Source organism: Palleronia salina, assembly GCF_900141995.1.
In the GTDB taxonomy this organism is placed as follows: domain Bacteria; phylum Pseudomonadota; class Alphaproteobacteria; order Rhodobacterales; family Rhodobacteraceae; genus Palleronia; species Palleronia salina.
The window spans coordinates 76526-96800 of sequence record NZ_FQZA01000012.1; the positions used below are offsets into that span (position 1 = coordinate 76526).

A 20275-nucleotide genomic window follows, 5' to 3' on the forward strand; every position below is an offset into this window, starting at 1 on the left:
TCAGGGCCGCCAGCGCCAGGCCTGCAGCGACAGCCAGTCGCGCGCCCGCCGGGTCCAGAGCGACCAGAGCGACCGCTCGCCCGCCTCGATCCGCGCGAAGCCCTCCATGCCCGGAACCAACCCCTCGGGCACGGGGCCCGTCAGCTGCGCTTCGGCGTTGAACAGGCGCCGGCCCTCGCGCTCTTCGGCGACGGGCGTGACGGCGGTGACCGTCAGGGGCAGGCGCAGACCCGGCGCCCCCGACAGGGCAAGCCGCCCGTCCATGCCCGGCGCGACCAGCGATAGGTCCCGCTCGTCGATCCCGAGCGAGACCTCCAGCCGGTCGCCCTGCGCGATCTCGTGCAGAAGTTCGCCCGCCTCGACCGGCGCGCCGAGGCGACGCCGGTGATCGCCCGAGACTATGGTGCCCGACACGGGCGCGGTCACGCGCACCCGTTCGAGCTGCGCCAGCGCCAGCGCCAGTTCCGCCTCGGCCGCTTCGAGCCGGGCGGCCGTCAGGGCGCGGCCCGGCGCGTCCCGGTCGGCCAGCGCCTGGCGCGCCTCCTGCCGCAGGCGCCGCGTCTCGCCCGACAGCCGTTCGGCCTCGAGCGCGAGATCGCGGTCGTCGAAGGCCAGCAACAGGTCGCCCTCTTCCACCTCCTGCCCGGGCCGGATATCCGCCCGCGCGATGAAGCCCGGCACGGTCGCGACCACCGCCCGCTCCTCGGCGCCGCGCAGGGTGGCATCGGTTTCGATCCGCAAGGGGGCTTGCAGGATGGCGGGCAGGATCGCGGCCAGCAGCACGAGGACCGCGGCCACGCGGAACGACGGTCGATGCGCGGCGGTCAGGGCTCGCAGGCCGCGCCCGGTCATCTGCGGCACCCGGCCCGCGATCCAGGCATTGTCGCGCTGTTTCAGGGCCAGCAGCGGCGCGGCCAGCGCCGCCACGGTTTCCAGACGCAGCAGGTCCTCGTCGCGCGGCGTCACGTCGAACTCGGCCGTGATGGCGCCGACGGTGCCCTCGTCCGCGAACAGCGGGACAGTGGCCGCGGCGATTCCGCCCGTCTGGTCCAGAAGGGCCGCGTGGGCCACATCGACCATCCGGGCGCGGCCCTCGGGACCGGGGTGGCAGACGGTGCCGTCCTGGTCCAGCGCCTCGCCCATGGCATCTTCCAGCGCGCGGGCGACCGGGGCCGATCGCCGGAACCACGCGCCGCCCGACAGCGCCGTCAGCCGCGGGGCCGCGCCGGGCCGGCGGCAGATCCCGACGGCCACGCGTGTCGCCGGCAGCCACAGCGCCAATTCGGACGCCAAGGCCAGGGCCGCGGGCTTCACCCCGCGCTGCTCGGCCGTGGCGGCCATGAGATCCAGCGCGCCGAAGCCGCGGTCGAAGCGGGCGCGCTCGGTCTCGATCCGTCGCTGCCACAGGCGCGCGGCCACCCAGCCCGTCGCAAGGGTCAGCGCGCGTCGGGCGTCGGCCTCCGATCCGATGGTGGTCAGCGCGGCGACCGCCACCACCCGGTCGCCGTCGCGCAGGGCCATGGCCAATTGCGACCGGCCGTCGTCGCTGCGGCCGCGCACGATCCCCTGTCGCGCCACGGCATCGCCCACGCGCGGGGCAAGGCCTTCGAGCACCGTGTCACCGTCTTCCGGCAGGACCCCCACCGGTCGCAGCGCATCGGCGCCCGGTTCTTCAACGAACAGGGCGACTTCCTGGATTCCGGGCGCGGCACGGCGCAGCGCGTCGAGCCATCCGGCCACGAACCGGGCCTGCTCGGCGCTGTCGTGCCAACCGTCGCTTTCTCGCGACCGCGCCGTCGCGGCACGGTCGGGGTCGGGCCGCAGGGCCTGTGCGTCCTGGCTCATGTCTCGGGACGACCGGGCAGCGGGATCCTCAGAATGGCCGCGCGTCCGCCAAGCGCTGGCCGCTCGGGGCTGTCGGGATTGACCGCTGCGCTGGCCCGGCGGTTCGGCTTTCGGCCCCTGTCGGCGGTCAGCGACAGCGCCCCCGCCAGGGCCGACACCGGTGCCAGCGCCGCCAATGCAGCGCGGGGCGCGGGTTCCGCCGACGATGCGACCGCCGTCTCACCGGTGGTGATCGACAGGGTATCGCCCAGCTCCGACGCATCGAACCAGACGCGCGCGGTCGACCCGCTTCCGATCACGGGCAGGCCGGCATGGGACGTTCCGCCGTCCACCATCTGGGGCGCAACCGGTCGCGTGTCCGTCTCGGCCGAGATCGCGACGGCCTTGGCGTCGGCGCGCAGCGGCACGCCCAGAAGCCGGCCCCGCCGCTCGACCGCGCCCGCCAGGGCCAGGCCCGTGCCCAGCCGCAGGCGGGGCAGCGGATCCGCCTCGGCCCGGACGTCCAGCTCGAAGATCGCCTGGTATGCCCCACCCGGCGTGCCGTTCGCATCGCCGTCGATGGCGCAGCCCACCAGGTCCAGGACACCCGCGGCGGTTCCTTCGATGACCAGGGACAGGGGGCCGGTCGGCGTTTCCGCGATGACGAGTGTCAGCTGCCGCCGGTCGTCGGACAGGATGGTGCGGATCGAGACTGGACGTCCCGCGCCATCGACCAGCCTCAGCGTGCCATCCTCCAGCGTGGCGGGATCGATGGCCCGCGAGAAGGTCACGACGATCCGCCCGCCGCGCATCTCGGCCGAAACGACCCGGACCGGATCGAGCGTGCCGACGGAGACGAGTTGCGTGACCCGTTCCACCCCGACCGCATCCTGCAGGATGAACGTGATGCGCTTCAGCCCTTCGTCCTCGTAGCTGTGGGTGATATCGCGCGCGCCCTCGGGGATCTCGACCACGGTGCCATCGCCCCAGTCGATGCTGAGCCCCGCCGGCGCCCCGTCCGAGATCACGAGCGTGAAGCGGTGACCGGGCTCGATCACACCGGGCATCACCGCCACGCGCCCGCCGATGATCGTGGCGGTGTTCACGCGGCAGAGCTCGGCGCTGCCGCCCCCTCCGCCGCCGCCGCGCCGGCCCGGTGTCGAATAAAGGTCGTCGGTGCCGGTGTTGCCCATCGAAACCCGGACAAGGCGCGGACCGGTCGTCAATGTCGCCACGCTTCCCGGGTCCCCGACAAGGGTCGGGCCGTCGCGGGGCGGATCGGCTACGACGGGCGTGGGCGTGTCCGGGGTCTCGGGCCGCTCCGGCGGATCCTCGGGACCGTCGATCGGCGCGACGTCGATGGTGACATCCACCGGATCCGAAGACGCCTGGCCATCGGTGGCGCGATAGCGGAACCGGTCGGTGCCGGCGAAGCCCGCCTTGGGCGTGTAGAGAATTCGCCCGTCGGGCAGGATCGAGACGTCGCCATTGGCCGGATCGTCCACCATGTCCACCGACAGGGCGTCGCCGCCCGGATCGGTGTCATTGGCCAGGACGTCCAGTTGCACGGCCTCGCCGGCGTTGGTCCGCGCGCTGTCGGGCCGGGCCACCGGCACCGAGGTGCCGGCGCGCACCCGCAGGTCGAGCACCGCGTCGCCGCCTTCGGCGCCGTCGTCATCGCCGTCGAGCCGCAGCCCACCGGCCCCCGGTCGCGCCCGCCAGCTGTCGTCGATGCGCAGCACGTAGTCGCCCGTCGGCAACGGCCGGGACGGGGTGAAGACCAGTTGCAGCCCGTCACCCGACAGCGCGACCGCCCCGGCGATGACCCGACCGCCTGCGGCGCTCAGCGTGACCGCGCCATCCGGCAGATCCCCCATGGGCCGGTCCATGGTGACGGTCAGCACGGTGCGCGTGGGCTCGAAGTCGGTGACGCGCGGGGCATCGCTGTCCACGGGCGGCGCGTTGACGCGCACGGCGGTGTCGGGCCCGGCAAAGCGGCCATCCTCGTTCACCACCGTGACCGCGATCTCGAAGCGGCCGTCGCGGTCGAAGACATGACTGGCCGCGCGGGCGTCGCCCGGCAGCGTGGACGAACTGCCATCGCCCCAGTCGATGATGATGGCGCTGATGGTGTCGGCGCCGGGATCGGTGATCGCCAGGGCCAGATCGAACGCAGCACCGCGCGTCACTTCGGCGGCACCGGTCACGATGATGCGGGGGCGCGCGTCGGCCACGTCGACCGCCACGCGGCGCTCGGCCATGCGCCCTGCCCCGTCTTCCAGCGCGACGATCAGTTCGACCCGGTCCGGACCGTCGGGCGCCTGCCAGCTCAGCTGACCCGTCACCGGATCGAGTGTCGCACCGGTGGGACCCGAGACAAGGGTCCAGGACAGGCTTCCTGTACCGCCCGCGTCGATGCCCACAAGCTCGACGCTCAGCCGGTCGCCCTCGATCACGGCAAGGCTGCCCGGATCGGCGATGACGGGTCCGGCCGTCTCGGCGGCCACGTCGATGGTGACGGTGGCAGGTTCGCTGTCCCGTTCGCCGTCCGACACCACGTAGGTGAAGCTGTCCTGCCCCGAGAAGCCGTCATCGGGGGTGTAGACGAAGGTGCCGTTCACGATCTCGATCTGGCCATTGGTCGGCGCGCCCGCGATGCGTGGGACCAACGGCGCCGCTTCGGGATCGCTGTCATTGGCCAGCGCGTCGATGGTCACCGGCGTCTCGAAGGCGGTGCCGACGCTGTCATCGACGGCCACGGGGGCGAGGTTCACCGGCCCGTCGCGCAGCAGCCGCACGTCGTCCACCGCCACCTGCGCGGCGCGGCTGCCAAAGCCCAGAAGATCGACAGACAGGCGATAGGCGGTTCCGGCGGTGGCGGCGTCCAGTGGCACGCGAAGGGTGATCGGCTGGGTCAGATCATACGAACCGTCGGCCAGACGGGTGCCCTCGATCTCGACACCCGGTGCGACCAGGACGCGCCCGTCCGCCTGGATCGACAGCAGCGCGTCGGTCCCGGCCAACGCTTGCAGCTGCGCCAGCGGCACGCCGGTTTCCTCGGCGCGCAGCGCGACCTCGATCGCGTCCGGCACGCGGCGCGGATCGGCGTCGAGGCGGATTCCCGACAGGGTGAGCTCAAGCGCGCTGGCGGTGCCGTCGTTCAGGAAGGCCTGCGTCACGCCCGAGAAGACATCGGCGCCCTCGGCGATCAGTGCCCGTCCGCCGGTCACGCCGGCGTCGCCCACGAAGGTCCACCCGACCCCGGGATCGGGCGCGGCATCGAAGGTGCCGTTCACGATATCGGTGTTCGTCGGCGGCGTCGCGGCGGCCTGGGCCGGTGTCGTGTTGCGCGTGGCCGGCCCCGCGGGCGTGCCGTCGGCGCGCGGGACGGCGCGCAGCACCTGCGAAAGCCGCAGCACCCCATCGCGCGTCGGTTCGCCGGCGGTTGCCAGGTCGGCGGCCTGCGGCAGCCGCCGTTCGCCGGGCGCCAGCGTGCCGGTCATCAAGGTGGGTGCCGTGCCCCCCGCGCCCGGCAGATCCTCGAGCCCGAGGCTATGGCCCATCTCGTGCGCGATGACCGTCAGCAGGTCCACGCCGCGCAGGGCCGCGTTCTGCAACTGCCAATCCCCTGCGCCCGGCACGGCCCAGCCGTGGCCCGCCGCGTCATCGTCCAGCGTGATCTTGTTTCCGTCGAAGAGCGCAAGGACGGTCCCGCCCAGGTCCCGGATCTCGACCTGGAGGGTCTGAAGCTGGGCGCGTTGCGCGTCGGTGAGCGCGCCCGTGCTTTCCCACAGGGTGCGCGCCGCGTCCGCCACGCATTCCGCGCGTTCGGCATCCAGCGCGGCCAGCGGCGTGTCGGGCGCGACCTCGGCCGTGACCTCCTGCGCGACCCCGGTGCCGGGGTCGGTCGCCTGGAGCCGGATATTGTCCAGCAGGTAGGTCTGGCTCAGCGCCGATGCGGCGGGGCTGAAGCTGTCTGGCAGGTTCAGGAAGAATCGTTCGATGGACCCGTCGGTGCCCGACACGTCCGGCGGGGTCAGGTCCACGTCGGAAGCCTGCGTATCCAGCCCCACGTTGCGCAGCATCAGCTTGACCTGCTTGCCCTTCAGCTCGGACGGGATCGCGACGCTGTGGGTCGTGCGCTCGAAGAAGCCCTCGGGCAGCGGCAACACCGCGCGATGCAGGATGTTGGGGCTGCCGTCCAGAACATCGGCGCCCTCGGTCGTCTCGCCGCGCAGGAACAGCACCTCGACGCCGCTGTCGGTGCCGATGGCCATGGGGGCCAGGGTTTCGAAGGTCAGGTAATTCGCCCCGCTTTCGGGGATCCAGAACCGGTTGTGCACCAGCGCGTCGAAATCGGTCAGCTCGTCGATGATGTCGGCCAGGAAATCGCCCATGGCGCCGGCACCGCCCACGAAGCCGAAGGCACCCTCGACAAGCTCGGTCAGCGCCTCGGAGCCCCCCATGAGGATGGCATTGTCGGCCTTGGCCGGATCCTTGCCGAAGAAGGTGAATTTCAGCGCGGCCTTCACGAAGGCGGTCAGGCTTTTCTGCTGCGAGGGGTCGATGACGCCGTTGGTCTGGACCTTGAGCCAGCCCTCGATGGATTGCGGTTTGCCGTCCGCCCCGGTGCCGAAGATGTCGGGCTCCACCGACTTGACGTGGTTCCACACCGCGTCGGACAGCAGCACACCCTTCAGCCAGTCGACCTGCTTGTGCAGGCCCGCGACTTCGCCATAAAGGCGCGCGCGCTCGTCGTAGGTGTCCAGCCGCTCCTTCGCGCGGTCGCGCGCCTCGCGCCGGCGTTCCAGTTCCGGCGAAGGCAGCGTCGGGTTCAGAAGCTCGTAAAGGCGGAATTCCTCCTCGGCCTTGCGATACTCCTCTTCGTATTGCGCCTTCAGCGCCTTGGCCGCGGATTCCTTCTGCGGCGTGTAGTCCGCGATGGCGTCGACCTTCTTCTGGTAGTTCCGGTATCCCTCGTTGGCGGCGATGGTCTCGTTGCCCTGCAAGACCTTGGCGACCAGGTATTTCGAGACCGCGTCGGTGATCTTCTTGGCGTACATGTCGAACACCTTGTCGAAGACCTCGACGAAGACGCCCGTCGGGTTGGTGTTCATCACGAACAGTCCCGCGATATCCGAGCGGAACGACCCCAGCCCGGCCGAGAAGCCTTCGCCGCCATGGAAGGCCCAGCCCGGCAGCTCGTAGCTGAATGGGAAGCGGCCGAAGCCGGTGACCTGCCCGCTGAAAAGCGCCTTGATCGAGTCCTTGCCGAACAGTTTCTGCTTGGCCGATTTCGGCTGCTGCGTCGCGTCGCCGGGTTTCTCGGCGAGCTTGTCGATATAGGCCCCCACATCCATCATCGACGCGATCATGTTCACCAGGCTCTGCCGGGTGCCATGCTCGAAATTGCCGTTGAAGATCTCGGGCACCGCGCCCTCGTCGGCCCAGGCCCCCTGTTCGGAATTGTCGGTGAAGGACTGCGTGACCTTGCGGTCGCCCTGGAGTGGCTTGTGCGGGTCGCCGCCGCCACCGGTGCTCCAGAACCATCCCTGGCCCACGCCTTCGCGGATGATGCCGGGCCGATTGATCTCGTATTTCGTCAGCACGTCGCGCTGCGCGTCGCCGCCTTTTACCAGCGTGATCGGTTGCGCGCCGTACCACCCCTTCTTGTCGAAGATATTCGACTGCAGCAGGTTGCGGATGACGGCATCCGCGGTCGAGTCCTTGTAGGGGTTGATGTCCAGGCCGATATCGCCCGCCCGCCGCCAGAGCGGCACGTCGTAGAAGGCTTCGAGCTCGGCATCGATCGTCCCGGCATACCAGGCGAGCGTGCGTTCGGTGGGGTTGTTCAGGCCGAAACGGAACCCGATGGCATCGGATTGGAAATCATCGATGTCGAACCCCGTCGCCTTGGCGGACAGGTCGATCTCGTAATCCGCGAAGTCCTTCAGCGACCGGCCGTTCGCACTGAAGGTGAACGGTCCCGGAAGGCCGAGCCCAAGGTCGAACTTGGCCTTCACGGCCTCGTATTGAAGCCGCTTCGTGGTGGTCCACTCTCCGGGCGCCTGCAGGATCGCGTCGAGCGCCTTCTTCGCGTCGTCGGTGGTCAGGAACTCGATGTCGAAGAACTCGGCCAGCTCGTTCGTGACGTCCGAGCCGTCCTTCTTCCCCTTGGCCGCCGTCTGGAAATAGTTGTCGTGGAAGCCGACATTTTCCCAGCGCTTGACGTCCGGATCCTTGAAATCGTCCCACTTGATGACACCGACGTCGATGCCCAGGGCCTGGGCGACCTCGAACACCTTGTTGATCGCCTTTTCGAGCGCCCCCTGGGCCGCCAGGGTCGACATGGTCGGAACGGCATCGATGGCCAGGGACGAGCCGCCCGAGGCGATCGCCCCGGCCACCGATTTCGCGACATTGACGGCGGCGGCCAGGCGGTTGGTCCAGCGCACCATCAGGAGCATGTCCTGCAAGGGGACCTGCAGCGTCTCCTGCGACTGGTCGAACGGGTCCAGCGTGGTGACGTGGACATCGCTCACGTCGGGCCGGAACCGGGCCAGGCGCTGCGCGATCTCGGAATTGACCGACGCCCCGCGGTTATGGCCGATCATGTGCATGGGCGCGTTGAGCAGCCTGCCCTCGGTATCGGCATCGAGCGCCATGATGGACGCGAACAGCGCATCCGCCGCCGCCTCGGAGAAGCCTTCGTCGGTAATGTCGCTTTCGGTGACCCAGTCGGACACCAGCACCACGCCGCGCCCGGGCTCGATGCCCTCGGCGCCGGTGCGGTTGGTCTCGGGGTTCACCCACTGCCCCGTCCGCTTGTCGTACAGCAGGACCGCCGAGCCGCCCGTCGCCTCCGAGATCTCGCGCGCCATGTGCAGCAGCGGCTCGGGCTGTCCGTATCCCACGGACCAAGTGCCGTTCAGCACCGACATGAAGGGCTGGAACCCGTGGGTCAGCAGCGTGACCCCGGCGATGGCGTCGCCCTGCGACGCGCGCGCCGCGACCTGCACCGACGACGCGGCCCGGGCGCCGGCCGTGCCGAACTGAACGCCCCAGTACACGGTCGATCCGGCCGTCAGGATCTCGACGAAGTCGGGCGAGAAGGTGACGTTCACGTTGTCGTTCTCGTCGGCCGCGCCGATATCCTGGATCGTCCCGTCGACGGCAACCTCGTAGGCGCGCCCCAGCACGAAGGCGAAGTCACGAGGCGGCGTCCAGACGCGGCCGGGGTTGTAGTCGCCCTTGAAGGCCTTGAGCGCTTCATCGTCGAGATTATCGTGCAGTGGCGGGTCGGTCGGGAACAGGCCCAGCCCCGGCGCACGGGTCGAGAGGTAAAGCTTCACCCGGTCCGATCCGGCCGGCGGGGTCTCGGCGTCCCAGCCGAAGATCAGCCGCAGCTGGCTCTTGTTCTCGCCCCAGTTGACGATGGGTTCGGTCACCGGCTCGAGCCGCAGGTCGCCCGCCGCGCCGAAAGCGATGGCCGAGGGACGGCGCACGTCGATGCCGGGGCGGTTCACGTTGGTGGTGTCGTAAAGGTCGATGGGATAGCGGCTGGGGTCGTCGTCGGTGTCCTTCTCGGCGGTTTGCATGGCGAAGGCGCGTTCCAGCAGGGCCGAGGTGTCGTAACCCAGCACCGTGTCCGAGTGCCAGAGCGTCGCCACGAGCCGGGTGCCCGTGACATCCAGCGCGATATCCTTGATCTCCTGCCCCGGGAACACGGCGGTCGTGCCCAGGAAACGCGGGTTCGCGCCCAGCGGATTGGCGATCACACCGATCTTGGTGCCGATACTCGTGCGGTTCTCGATCCGCGCCAGAAGCCCGCGGTCCGGCGTGCTCCGGTCGCCGGTGTCGATGACGTAGGCAAAGGCGCCGGACGGATCCAGCAGGACCTCGCCCGCGGTCTGGATGTCCATGTCCCAGGCCTGCAGGGACGTCCCGATCTGCTTGCGCAGCAGCGGGTACTTGTAGACCGTCAGACCGCCGGCATCGATATAGGTCTCGCCGACATTGTAACCCCAGGGGTTGTACGCATTGCGCGTCATGCCCAGGCTTTCGGCGTAGGCCGGGTCGAAGCCGCGCCACTGTTCCTGCGTGGCGTCGAGATAGCGCATCCTGATGTCGAACGCGTCGGGGTCGTCGGACGCGGTCTCCAGGACCGACACGCCGTTGCCGAAGGCACCCTTGTGGGTGACCATCATGACGCCCGGCCGCGGGGACGCGACCAGGTCGCGGGCGTCGTATTTCACGATCCAGCGCCCATCGACCGAGAACAGGGGCCGGTCGGGGTTGGCCCGGTCGCCCGCCCGCTCGACCGGGGCACCGATCTTGGCGCCGTAGAGCGAGATATCGGCGGTGACGCGCTCCATCTGGGGGCGGCCGTCGTCCCGGAAGACGGGGTCGCCGTCCTCGTCGACGGCCTGGCGCCAGACCTCGCGGTCGCCGCGCACGTCCCGCAGCGCCGGATCCACGTCGATCACGTGCATCTCGGACCGCCAGAAGCGCGAGCTTTCGCGGAACTTCATGTGCGACCGGCCGAGCTGTCGCAGGTCACGCTCGCCCCACGGCGTCAGGGCGTAAAGCCGGCGACCATCCTCGGACAGCTCAAGCGCGTGGATGATGTTGTAGGCCGAATCCTCGCCGCCCACGTTCAGCGTGCCCGACGGATCCCAGACCTCGACGTCCAGCGTGGTCAGCTTGCGGGCCTGCATGAAGAACTCGGCCCCCTGGCTCAGGTCGATCTCGTAGATCGACGCCTTGGCCGAGACGAACAGCCGCTGGCCGTCGGGCGACAGCACCATGTCGGTGATCGGCCCCTCGGGGATCGGGATGCCGCGCAGATGTGGCGCGACGTAGATGTTGTCGGGATCGGCCGCCGAGAAGTCGACGAAGCGCTGGGCGATGGTATCGAACACCTCGACCGCACCCACCGTGGCGACATACATGGCCGAGCCGTCCGGCGCGGCGGCGATCTCGACCCCGACATCGAGGAAGTCGCGCGGCAGCGGCACGCGGCGCAGCAGCGTATCCGCCTCCTGCGAGCCCAGCGGTGCGGGCTCGTACACCTCGAGGAACCCGCGATCGGGCTGCCCACCGTCGCCGAAGGTGCGCGACGTTACGTAAAGGCGGCGCTGCTTGTTGGTGAAGCCGATGGGCTGAGACGTCACGAATTCCGCGTCCGCGGGCCAGTCGGCGAAGCCGTAGTTGCGCGGAATGATCGGCCGTTCGACGAAGATCTGCGTCGCGCCGAGCAGGACGTATTGCGGGACGTCGAAGATGATTTCCTGCTGGTACAGCCCCGCCTCGGCACCGGGTTTCAGCACGACATCGACGAAATCGGTGCCGTCGACGTAGAAATCCTGCCCGTTGAAGCTCAGCCGGATGCGCGAGGCCCGCACGTCCTCGACACCGAATTCGTCGAAGATATCCAGCGTCAGGTCGGTATCGGTGAACAGGAAGCCTTCCAGCTTGACCCGGGTCGTGTCCTCGGTCACCTCGACGATCTCGGTTCCGGTGATGACCGGGCGATCCGCGATCCCCGCATAGGCGGCCGAGACCGATCCCGGTATCACGCGCGGCGGCGGCGCGTCGCCCTCGTAACGAAGCTCGATGTCCTCGAAGGTCAGTTCTGTATCGAGCGGGACCTCGTAATTCAGCGACCGAACTTCGCCATCCCGCGCCTTTTCGAAGGCCTCCAGCCGCAGCGACACGGCATCCTTCGGCATCACCGCATTGATCGAGAAGGTGATCGACATGGCGGCAGCGTATCCCAGGAGCCCGGCCAGGCCCCCGGTCGCCCCGGCCAGCAGCGCGCCACCGAACAGCAGCCCGCCCAGCGCCGCCTGGGTCGCATAGTCGATGGTGATGACCTTCGACGGGAAGCCGACCCGCGCGGCCAGCACCTGCCCGCGGTCGGTCAGCCCCGGGAACGGCGGCGAGGCGGTCCGCGCCAGGCCTTCGCCATCCACGGTGCCCGTATCGAACAGCGCCCAGTGCCATTCAAGCGCACCGTCCGCGCCGGTGGGCAGTTCGATCCGGCGGAAGAACGCGACCGTGTCGCCCTCCTCCGCGGCCCCGTCCACCGGCAGGGCGATCTGCATCGGCGACTCGGTCTCGGTGGTCGGTCGGCTCATCTCGAGATCGAAGGCGCCGAGGAAGCCCCAGGTGGCGTCGGGCTCGGTGCCGAGCCCGTCGAGTTTCGCGTCGAGATCCGAAAGCTCCAGGTCGCGCATCGACACCCGGGTGCCATCGGGCAGCGATCCGGGCGCGATGGCCAGCCGCGCCCCGCCATCGGTCTGCACGATCGCGCCGTCCGTCCCCACGGTCGCATCCGCCGTGCCGGGCGCGTCCAGAACCTTGACCGCAATGGTCTCTTCGCCGAAGGCATGCAGCACGGTGACGGTCGTCTCGCCGGGCGCCACGGCGCGGATCAGCCCGTCTTCGTCCACGGTCGCGATCCGCCGATCGGCCACGACGTAGCGCGTGCCCTGCTCGGCCTTGCCGCGGAAATGCTTCCCGAGACTGCCCAGGGTGGTGACGATGCGCCGCGCCTCTGTGCCCTGCAACACCGTCACCGCGTCAGGATAGGCGTCGATCCCGCCGGCCAGCGTCAGCGCCTCGTCCAGCGTCTGGGCCTTCGCGACGCCCGCCACCGTCGCGGCCGAGATATCGCCACGGGTCGCGGTGATGACCACGTGGCCCGGCGCCTCGCCCACCAGGCGTCCGTCGCGGGTGATGCGCACGATTTCGGGATCCGAGCTGGTGATCCCGCCCCACCACAGCGGCACGGCCACGTCCTCGGCATCCTCGAAATCCGCCACGAGCTGAAGCGGAACGTCCATGCCGGGCGTGGACATGACCTGCGCACGGCCCACGAAATCAAGCGATACCAACGCCGCATCCGAGATCTGCACCGGGATGCGGATCGGCTCCGACAGCGTCCAGCCGTCGTCGCCCCGAACGATCAATGCCGCCTCGCCGGACACGCCGGGCGTCGGCGTGAAGAATGCCCTGTCGCCCAGGATGAACGCCGTTCCGTTCTCGGCGCCCACCACCGAATAGCGCGCTTCGTCGCCCTCGGCATCGGGCAGCAGCGCGGCCAGGTCGACCTCGATCGGCACGTCCACATGGGTGCGCTGCGTGGGAATATCCGCGACGGGGCGCGGCGGCAGGTTGGGTCTGAGTCCGAAATTGGCGTTGAACAGCGCGCGGTCCGACAGGTCCGCGTCGCCGTCTCCGTCCACATCGGCGCCCGCGCCGAACAAAGCGGCGTCGTCGGCATCCACATCCGCGTCGCCGTCCAGATCGCCCACGGCGTCCAGCCTGACCGTGTGACTGCCGGTGCCCGTGATCTCGAGCGCCAGCAGCCCCGGCCGATCCACCGGGAAGACCAGGCTGCGCCCGTCCGCGGACGCGGCAAGCGGCGCCAGACCGTCCAGGGTGGCGCCCGTCACGTCGCCCGAGAGCGAAACCCGCAGGTGCAGGCGCCCCGACGCGGCCGACGCGATTTCCGACGGCCGCACCGCCAGCGCATGGACCACGCGGCCATCCGGCCCGAAATCGACCGGGTCCGTTGCGGTGCCCCATCCGGTCAGGGTGGACAGATCGGCGCCGAAGCCCACTTCGTCGATCCCGTCATAGGCACGGCCGCCGCCGGCCACGGTGACCACGCGCAGCCGACCGTCACCGTCGTGGCCCAGGCGCTCGGTCTCGCCGGTGGTCAGGTCGCGGACCAGTTGCAGCTGCCCGTCGCGGCCGACGCGGTAGCTCAGGTCGAGACCTTCGCCCTGCACCCGGGTGATGCGGCCCTGCGGATCCCGCTCGAACCGCAGCGCGGTGCCGTCCCGCCCGACCAGCCCGCTGTCGGACACGTGCAGCACGCCGCCATCGGCCGTCACGATACGGGTCAGGCCACGCTGGGCGTCCACCGCGTAGACGCGGCCATCCGGCCCGGTCACGCGGTAATCGTCGCCGGTGCCCCCGGCGGCGCCGGGATTGTACGGCGCCGCGGCCGCCACGGTGTACCAGCGGCCGCCGACGCGAACGAGCTCGGCATCCGCGGTGGCAAGCTGCCAGCCCAGGTCGGGATCGTCCGGCACCCATGCCGGACGCGCGAAACTGCGCCCGTTCTCGACGACCGATTGCGGGCGGAAGGTGAAGGCCGCCGTGCCGCCGTCGGGCAGGCGAACACGGGCCCGTTCGCCGGTGCGCAACGCCGCCTCGAGACCCGCACCCGCCGTATTGGCCAGCGCGCGGGTCGTCTCGACCGTCATGTCGAGCGTCGCGAAACGCCAGCCTTGCGCCAGGTGGCCCCGCGGCGCCGTCCCGGCGGCAAATCCGTCGAAGCGGCGCAGCAGCTCCAGCGAAACGCCGCCCAGCGTGACCGTGGCGTCCAGCGTCTCGACCAGCTGCCGGTCGGTCTTCTCGGGGGCCGCGATCTCAACCAGGTGGTCGCGCAGGGACCGGCGTCCGCCCATGTCCACGGCTTCGACCCGCAGGACGAACCAGCCATCGGGCAGCTTGGCCGGATCCAGCTCGGCCAGCACGCCATCGGCCGGCGCGGTGCCACTGGCCAGTTCGATGGGCGGACGGCGGCCCTGTCGATCCAGAAGCACGGCGCGCCAGCTGTCGAGGTTGGTATCCGCGATGGTGCCGGCGATGGTCACGGGATCGCGCAGCGGCCCGTCCGGAAGGTCGGCCAACGTCAGGGCCGGCGCGTCCCGGTCGGCCGGATCGCGGACCTTCAGGTCCTGCCGCGCTTCGGCCCTGTTGCCGTCGGCATCCTCGACCGTCACGACGATCTCGAACCGACCCGGCGCGGTCGGCGTGAACGCGAACCGTCCCGCCGCATCCCGCGCGACCGCCTGGCCGTCGACGCTCAGCCGCAGGTCGACCAGCGGCGCGGCGGCGTCCACCACGGCGCGGATCAGGACGGGCTGGCCGGGCACCGCGGGGAAGTCGGGCGTCGTCTCGATCCGGATCTGCGGGGTGACCGGGAGATCGCGCACGGTCCAGAGCGCGGCCACCCGCGACGTGGCCTCGCCGTCGCCCACCCGCAGGACGATCAGGTGGTCGCCCGTCTGGCCGGGCCGCGGCGTCCAGGACAGCACGCCGAATTCGTCCACCGAGACGCCATCGGGCGCCTCGACCAGGGTGAAGTCCAGCGCATCGCCATCGGCATCGGCCGCCACGGCGGTCACGGTCTTGGGCACGCCGATGACGAAGCCGGCATCCTCGAGCTGCAGCTGCGGCGCACGGTTCACGTCGACGACGCGAATTTCGATGGTCTGCTCGCTGCTGTTGCCCGCGCCGTCCTGCGCCACAACGCGCACGGTATGAAGTCCCGCATCGCCGTAGCCGGGCTGCCAGCGCGCGACACCGAGAACGGGATCGAACACCATCTCGGCCGGGGCATCCTCGAGCGAGAGATATACCTCGCCGCGTTCCGGATCGCGCGCGCCTACCGCGACGACAAGCTCGTCGCCCTCGCGCACCAGCTGCGGGCCCACGGGATCGAAGACGGGCGCGCGGTCGGGCAGATCGACCCGCAACGCGATCGTCTCGGTCGCGCTGGCGGCACCGTCGCTGACCCGCAGCACGACGTTATCGCGTCCCAGCTGTCCCGGACGCGGGGTCCATTCCAGCCGGCCGGTCAGCGGATCCAGCGTCGCGCCGGGCGGCAGCCCCTCGGCGCTGTAATACAGGGCGTCACCGTCCAGGTCGCGCCCCCGCAGGTCGATCACCAGCATGCCGCCCGGCGGCACGGTCCGGTCGCCCACGGGGTCGAGCCGCGGCGCCGCGTTGTCGGCCCGCACGGTCAACTGGAAGCTGTCGGTCACGGTGACCGGCGTATCGCCGCCACCGCCCTGGTCCGTCGCCCGGATCGACACGTCGTGGCGGCCCAGGTCGCCCGCCCCCGGCCGGAACGACAGCGCCCACAGCCCCGCGGTGCCCGACGGCGCGAAATCGATCAGGCCGGGCAGGCCGGTGACCTGGGTCTCCAGCGTTTCGCCATCCAGGTCGGACAACGGCACGAGGATCGTCTGCGCCTGGTCGGCCAGGGCGACCGCGTCGAAGAGCGGACCCAGCACCGGCGGCTCGTTCTCCGATGTGGCGCGAAGGCTGAAGCCCAGCACGTCCTGCCCGCCATCCGCATCGGTCGCGGTGACGATCAGGCCGTAATCGCCGCGGTCGCCCGCCCCCGGCGCGATCGTAAGGGTCCCGGTGCCGTCACCGTTGTCGGTGAAGGTGACGAAGCGCGGCAAGGACGGGTCCGGCCCGTCGGTTTCGAGACGCAGCGCCGGCGCGTCGCCATCGGCGTCGCTGGCCGAGATGGTCAGGGTCCGCGTCTCGCCGCGGGCCACCTCGACCGGATCCAGCGGCGCGAGGATCGGGTCGGTATTCGCGGGCAGGACCGTGATCGTCAGCGTGTCGCGCACGGTGATCGGTGTGCCGCCCACCACGCCGCCGCCGTCATCCGTCGTCTCGACGACGATCTCGTATTCGCCGGCCGCATCGGGACCGGGGATCCACGACAGCTCGGTCGTGTCGGGATCGTAGGTGGCCCCCGGCGGCAGCCCCGAGACGATCCGCGTGGTCGTCGTCAGCGGCTGCGGCGCAAGGTCCAGCGTGCCGTCGGGCAGCCGCACCGGTGGCCGGGCGAAGGGCGCGTCCGCGTCGTAGGGGAACAGGGCCAGGTTCAGCGACCGGCCCTCGTAGACCTGCCACCCGTCCAGCCCGAAGAAGACCGGCGCGGCGTTGGCGGCCGCCACGGTGATCCGGACGTCGCGTTCGATCCGGCTGATGCCGTCGGTCATCGCCACCGTTGCATCCCAGGTGCCCGCTTGGTCATAGCCCGGGGTCCAGCTGAGCGTGCCGGTCCGCGCGTCGATCTGCGCGCCGGGCGGCAGGGTGGCGCGATCCGCTTCGAACCGGACCGCGCGGCCCTCGGCGCCGCCGCTGCCCTCGAACCGCAACACCAGCCGGCCGCCTTCGGCGACCGACGCCTCGTCCGGGCCCCTCAGCTCGAGCGGAAGGGCCCCGGTTTCGACCACGACCGGCAGGAAGGCCACGCTGCGTGCCGTGCCGTCATCGGCGATCAGGCGCAGGTCGGGCCAGACGCCGGTCTGGCCGGGCTGGGGCACCCAGCGCAGGATCCGCGTTTCCGGATCGAACTGCGCCCCCGGCGGAAGGCCGTCGGCGAAGACCGCGAAGGTGGCGTCGTCGCTGTCGGAGACCTGCACGCGCAGCTCGATGGGCTGGCCCACCCGGGCGCGCAACTCGGCCGGCAGGTTGGAGAACTCGGGCGCCGCGTTGCCGCCTTGCAGATCGAGCGTGAAGCGCTGGATGCGCGCCGCGCCCAGCGGATCGAAGGCCTGCGCGGTCACGGTGACCCGGGCGGGGGCGTCATCGGGTGGCGTCCAGGAAATGGTTCCGGTGACGGCATCGATGGTCATGCCGTCGGGCCCGTCCAGCAGCCCGAACAGCACCGTGTCGCCATCGGGATCGCTCGCCTGCAGATCGAAGCTCCAGGGCGTGCCGGGCACCAGCTCGGCCAGGTCGGGAAGAACATCGAATTCGGGCGCCTTGTTGGGGCCCGCATCGCCCGCGGCGCCCAGCAGCAGGTCGGCCCGTGCCCGGCCCTCGGCATTCAGCTGCAGCGTGCGGCCGGTGGTGGTGGCGCCCGCCCCAAGGATGCCGTCCTGCGGCAGCAGGCCGGACAGGTCGATGGTCCAGAACCCGTCGCCGATGGCGTCGGCCGCGCTGGCGGGGGCGCCCAGCCCACCCTCGGCGTCGAGCGTCAACAGCACCGGCAGCTTGATGGCCCGGTCGGAGGTGTTCGACAGCGCGATGTCGAAGCTGACCTCGCCCGTGGACCGGTCGAAGCGGGTTGCCGAGATTTCCAGGTCGAGGATCGAACTCAGGTCGGTGATGAGGGTGAAATCCACCTCGAAGGCGTCCTGCAGCGGCACGCCATACGCGTTGGCCGCGCCGTCGGCAATCAGCGTCCAGTCGCCGCCGGGCAGCGCACCGAAGCCCAGGAAGGCGGTGCGCGTCTCGGCCGAGTAGACGACGAATTCCGGGATCTCGGTCGTGCCGTCGGCCCGGCGCAGGGCGTAGTTGGCCGGGTCGCGAACCGATCCCGGCACGCCCGGCTCGGCGTCGAGCATCCGCTGGTCGAACCGGATCTCCAGCAGCGGCAGCGGCGCGACGCGCACGTCGTCCGCGGCGGGCGTCGTCGCCTCGACCTCGGGCGCGAAGACCGGCAGCACGGCGTCGACGCTGCCACCCTGCGCCACCAGCACGCGCCCGTCCGAGGTCGTGGCGATCCCCTCGCCGCGCAGGCCGTCCCGCGCGATCTCGACCGCGTCGCCGGACCCCGGATCGATCAGGGTCAACACGCCCCCTGCCCCCGCGCCGGTGCCCTCGGGCGTGCCTTCCGAGGCGACCGACGAGACGAACAGCAGGTTCTCCAGCGCGGTCCCCTTGCGGCCGAAGGCCAGGCTGTCGATGGCGTGGGGCGAGACATGGACCGTCTCCAGTCGCCCGGTCTCGTCCATCCGCACCACGCGGTCACGGCCGGGCCAGCTCACCCCCCACAGCACGCCCGCATCGTCGAAGGCCAGCGCGCCCAGCCGCAGGTCACGGTCGCGGCCAAGCGGCGTGAACTGTCCCGTGGCGGGGTCGAACTGGGCGGCCCCCGCGACGCCGGCCACCACGATGGTGCCGTCCACGGGCGAGACGGCCACCGCGGTGCCCACGGCCGAGCCATGGCGTGCGATCACCGCGCCGCTGGTACGGTCGAGCTCCAGCAGGGCCCCGCCGCCGGTCGCGGCCCAGACGCGGCCATCCGGGCCCTGCGCCAGCCCGTGGATCGGCGCGTCGAGCGTGGCCAGGGGGGTCTGCACGGCCGCGCCGTCGTTCTCGAGATCGAGTTGCCACAGGTCGGCCCGCGCCGGACCGCCCGTCACCCAGACCCGCCCGTCGGCAAGCTCCAGCACGGCAAGGGCGCCGATGCCGCCGGCCGAGGCCGGGATGTCCGTGGCGAAGGCTTCGCCCGCGAACGGGGTCCCCAGCCGACCGAAGGCCGACGGCGCGACATCGGCGGCGAAGGGCGAGACGGTATCGGCCAGCGCGGCCAAGAACAGCGGGTTCGTCGGCGCCGGCCCGGGTCGCGCCGCGGGCGGGTCGGACGGCGTGGTCCGCGCGTCGGGCGGCGCGCCCAGGTCGACGGGCGGCCCGTCGGCGGGCAGCTCGGTCACGAAGGCGGGACGCTCCACGTTGCCCGCAAGATCGGTCGCCACGGCGAGGAACCTGGTTCCGGGCGCCACGTCCTCGGCCAGGAAGCTTCCGGTCGCGCCCTCGACCCGGCGCGCCAGGATCCGCCACGGCGCATCCGGGGCGGCGGCATAGAGCGTGACATGCCGCACCGCAATGTCGTCCGAGGCCTGCCAGTCCAGCGCGACGCGCCCAGCGCCCAGGTCGGTCACCTCGAGCGCGGTCGCCGGCGCGCGCAGGTCCAGCCGCGCGACGGCACTGGCCGCCTCCTCGGGCGGCAGATCGTCCATCAGCACCACCGCGCGCGCCGTGACCTCGGGACCCGACACCGGCGCATCCGCCCCCGACACGCGCCAGCCAAGCTCGGCCGTCTCACCGGGGCGCAGAAGGCCCTGCGGCCCTGCGGCAAGTGCCAGGCCCGTGGCCGGATCGATGGCCTCGATCAACCAGGTGGCCGTGGGCGCCGGGGCCAGCAGGTCGATCCCGGCCGAAACGCGCAGCACGAAGCCACGCGATGCCCTGAGGTCGATCTCGGTCTGGAACCGTTGCGCCCCCGCGGGCACGTCGATGCCGATCTCGCCCAGGCGGATATCCGAAAGTCGCAGGCTCGCCGGATCGAGATCGGGGTCCAGCGGCACCGTCGCGCGCAGGCTGCGCACCGCATCGCCGCTTTCGGGGGCCGCCACGCCAAGGGTGAAGGGCAGATCGGTATCGAAGGGAAGCCAGCCGTCGGTCTCGGACGTATCGGGCCCCACCAGGGTCGCCCGCCCGGACGACCGTCCCGCGTCGATCAGGTACTGCCGCAGGTCCAGCGCCTGCTGACCCTGCCCGCCGATGGCATCGGGGCCCAGCGCCCGCAGGAGCTGTTCGGGCGACGAGGAGGCGCCCACCTCCGCGCCGATGGTGTCGCCGTAGGGGACCATGAACAGGCGCAGCTGTCGCGACGCCGTCTCGGCCGCGAAGCCCTGGTCGAACAATTCGGCGGGCAGCGTCGGCACCCGCGGCGAGCCATCGTGCTCGGGCAGTTGGACCGGATCGAGACCCATCATCGCCGCCTGCACCCCGCTTTCGCCCGCGTAGAGCGCCGTCAGTGCTTCGAACAGGCCGCGCGCCCCGCCCTCGCCGGTGGCGGCTCCCCCCAGCGGTCCGGCGATTGCGCCCTGCGCCA

General features: G+C 71.1%; 2 protein-coding genes (1 of these 2 only partly in view). Both read right to left on the reverse strand.

The features are described 5' to 3' along the window. A complete protein-coding gene (locus BUB76_RS14775; protein ID WP_073129558.1) occupies positions 1-1845 on the reverse strand; it encodes an RND family efflux transporter in 1845 nt (614 codons plus the stop codon). Continuing rightward, positions 1842-20275, reverse strand: the 3' portion of a protein-coding gene (locus BUB76_RS14780) for an Ig-like domain-containing protein (RefSeq protein WP_073129559.1). It continues 3139 nt past the right edge of the window; 18434 of the gene's 21573 nt are visible here — the last part of the coding sequence; the start codon falls outside the window, past its right edge; the stop codon is at positions 1842-1844. The genes BUB76_RS14775 and BUB76_RS14780 overlap by 4 nt, the downstream gene beginning before the upstream one ends.

Bases quoted from the DNA above. Each gene is read 5' to 3' on its own strand.
- BUB76_RS14775 (WP_073129558.1), bottom strand. From the start codon at position 1,845: ATGAGCCAGGACGCACAGGCCCTGCGGCCCGACCCCGACCGTGCCGCG.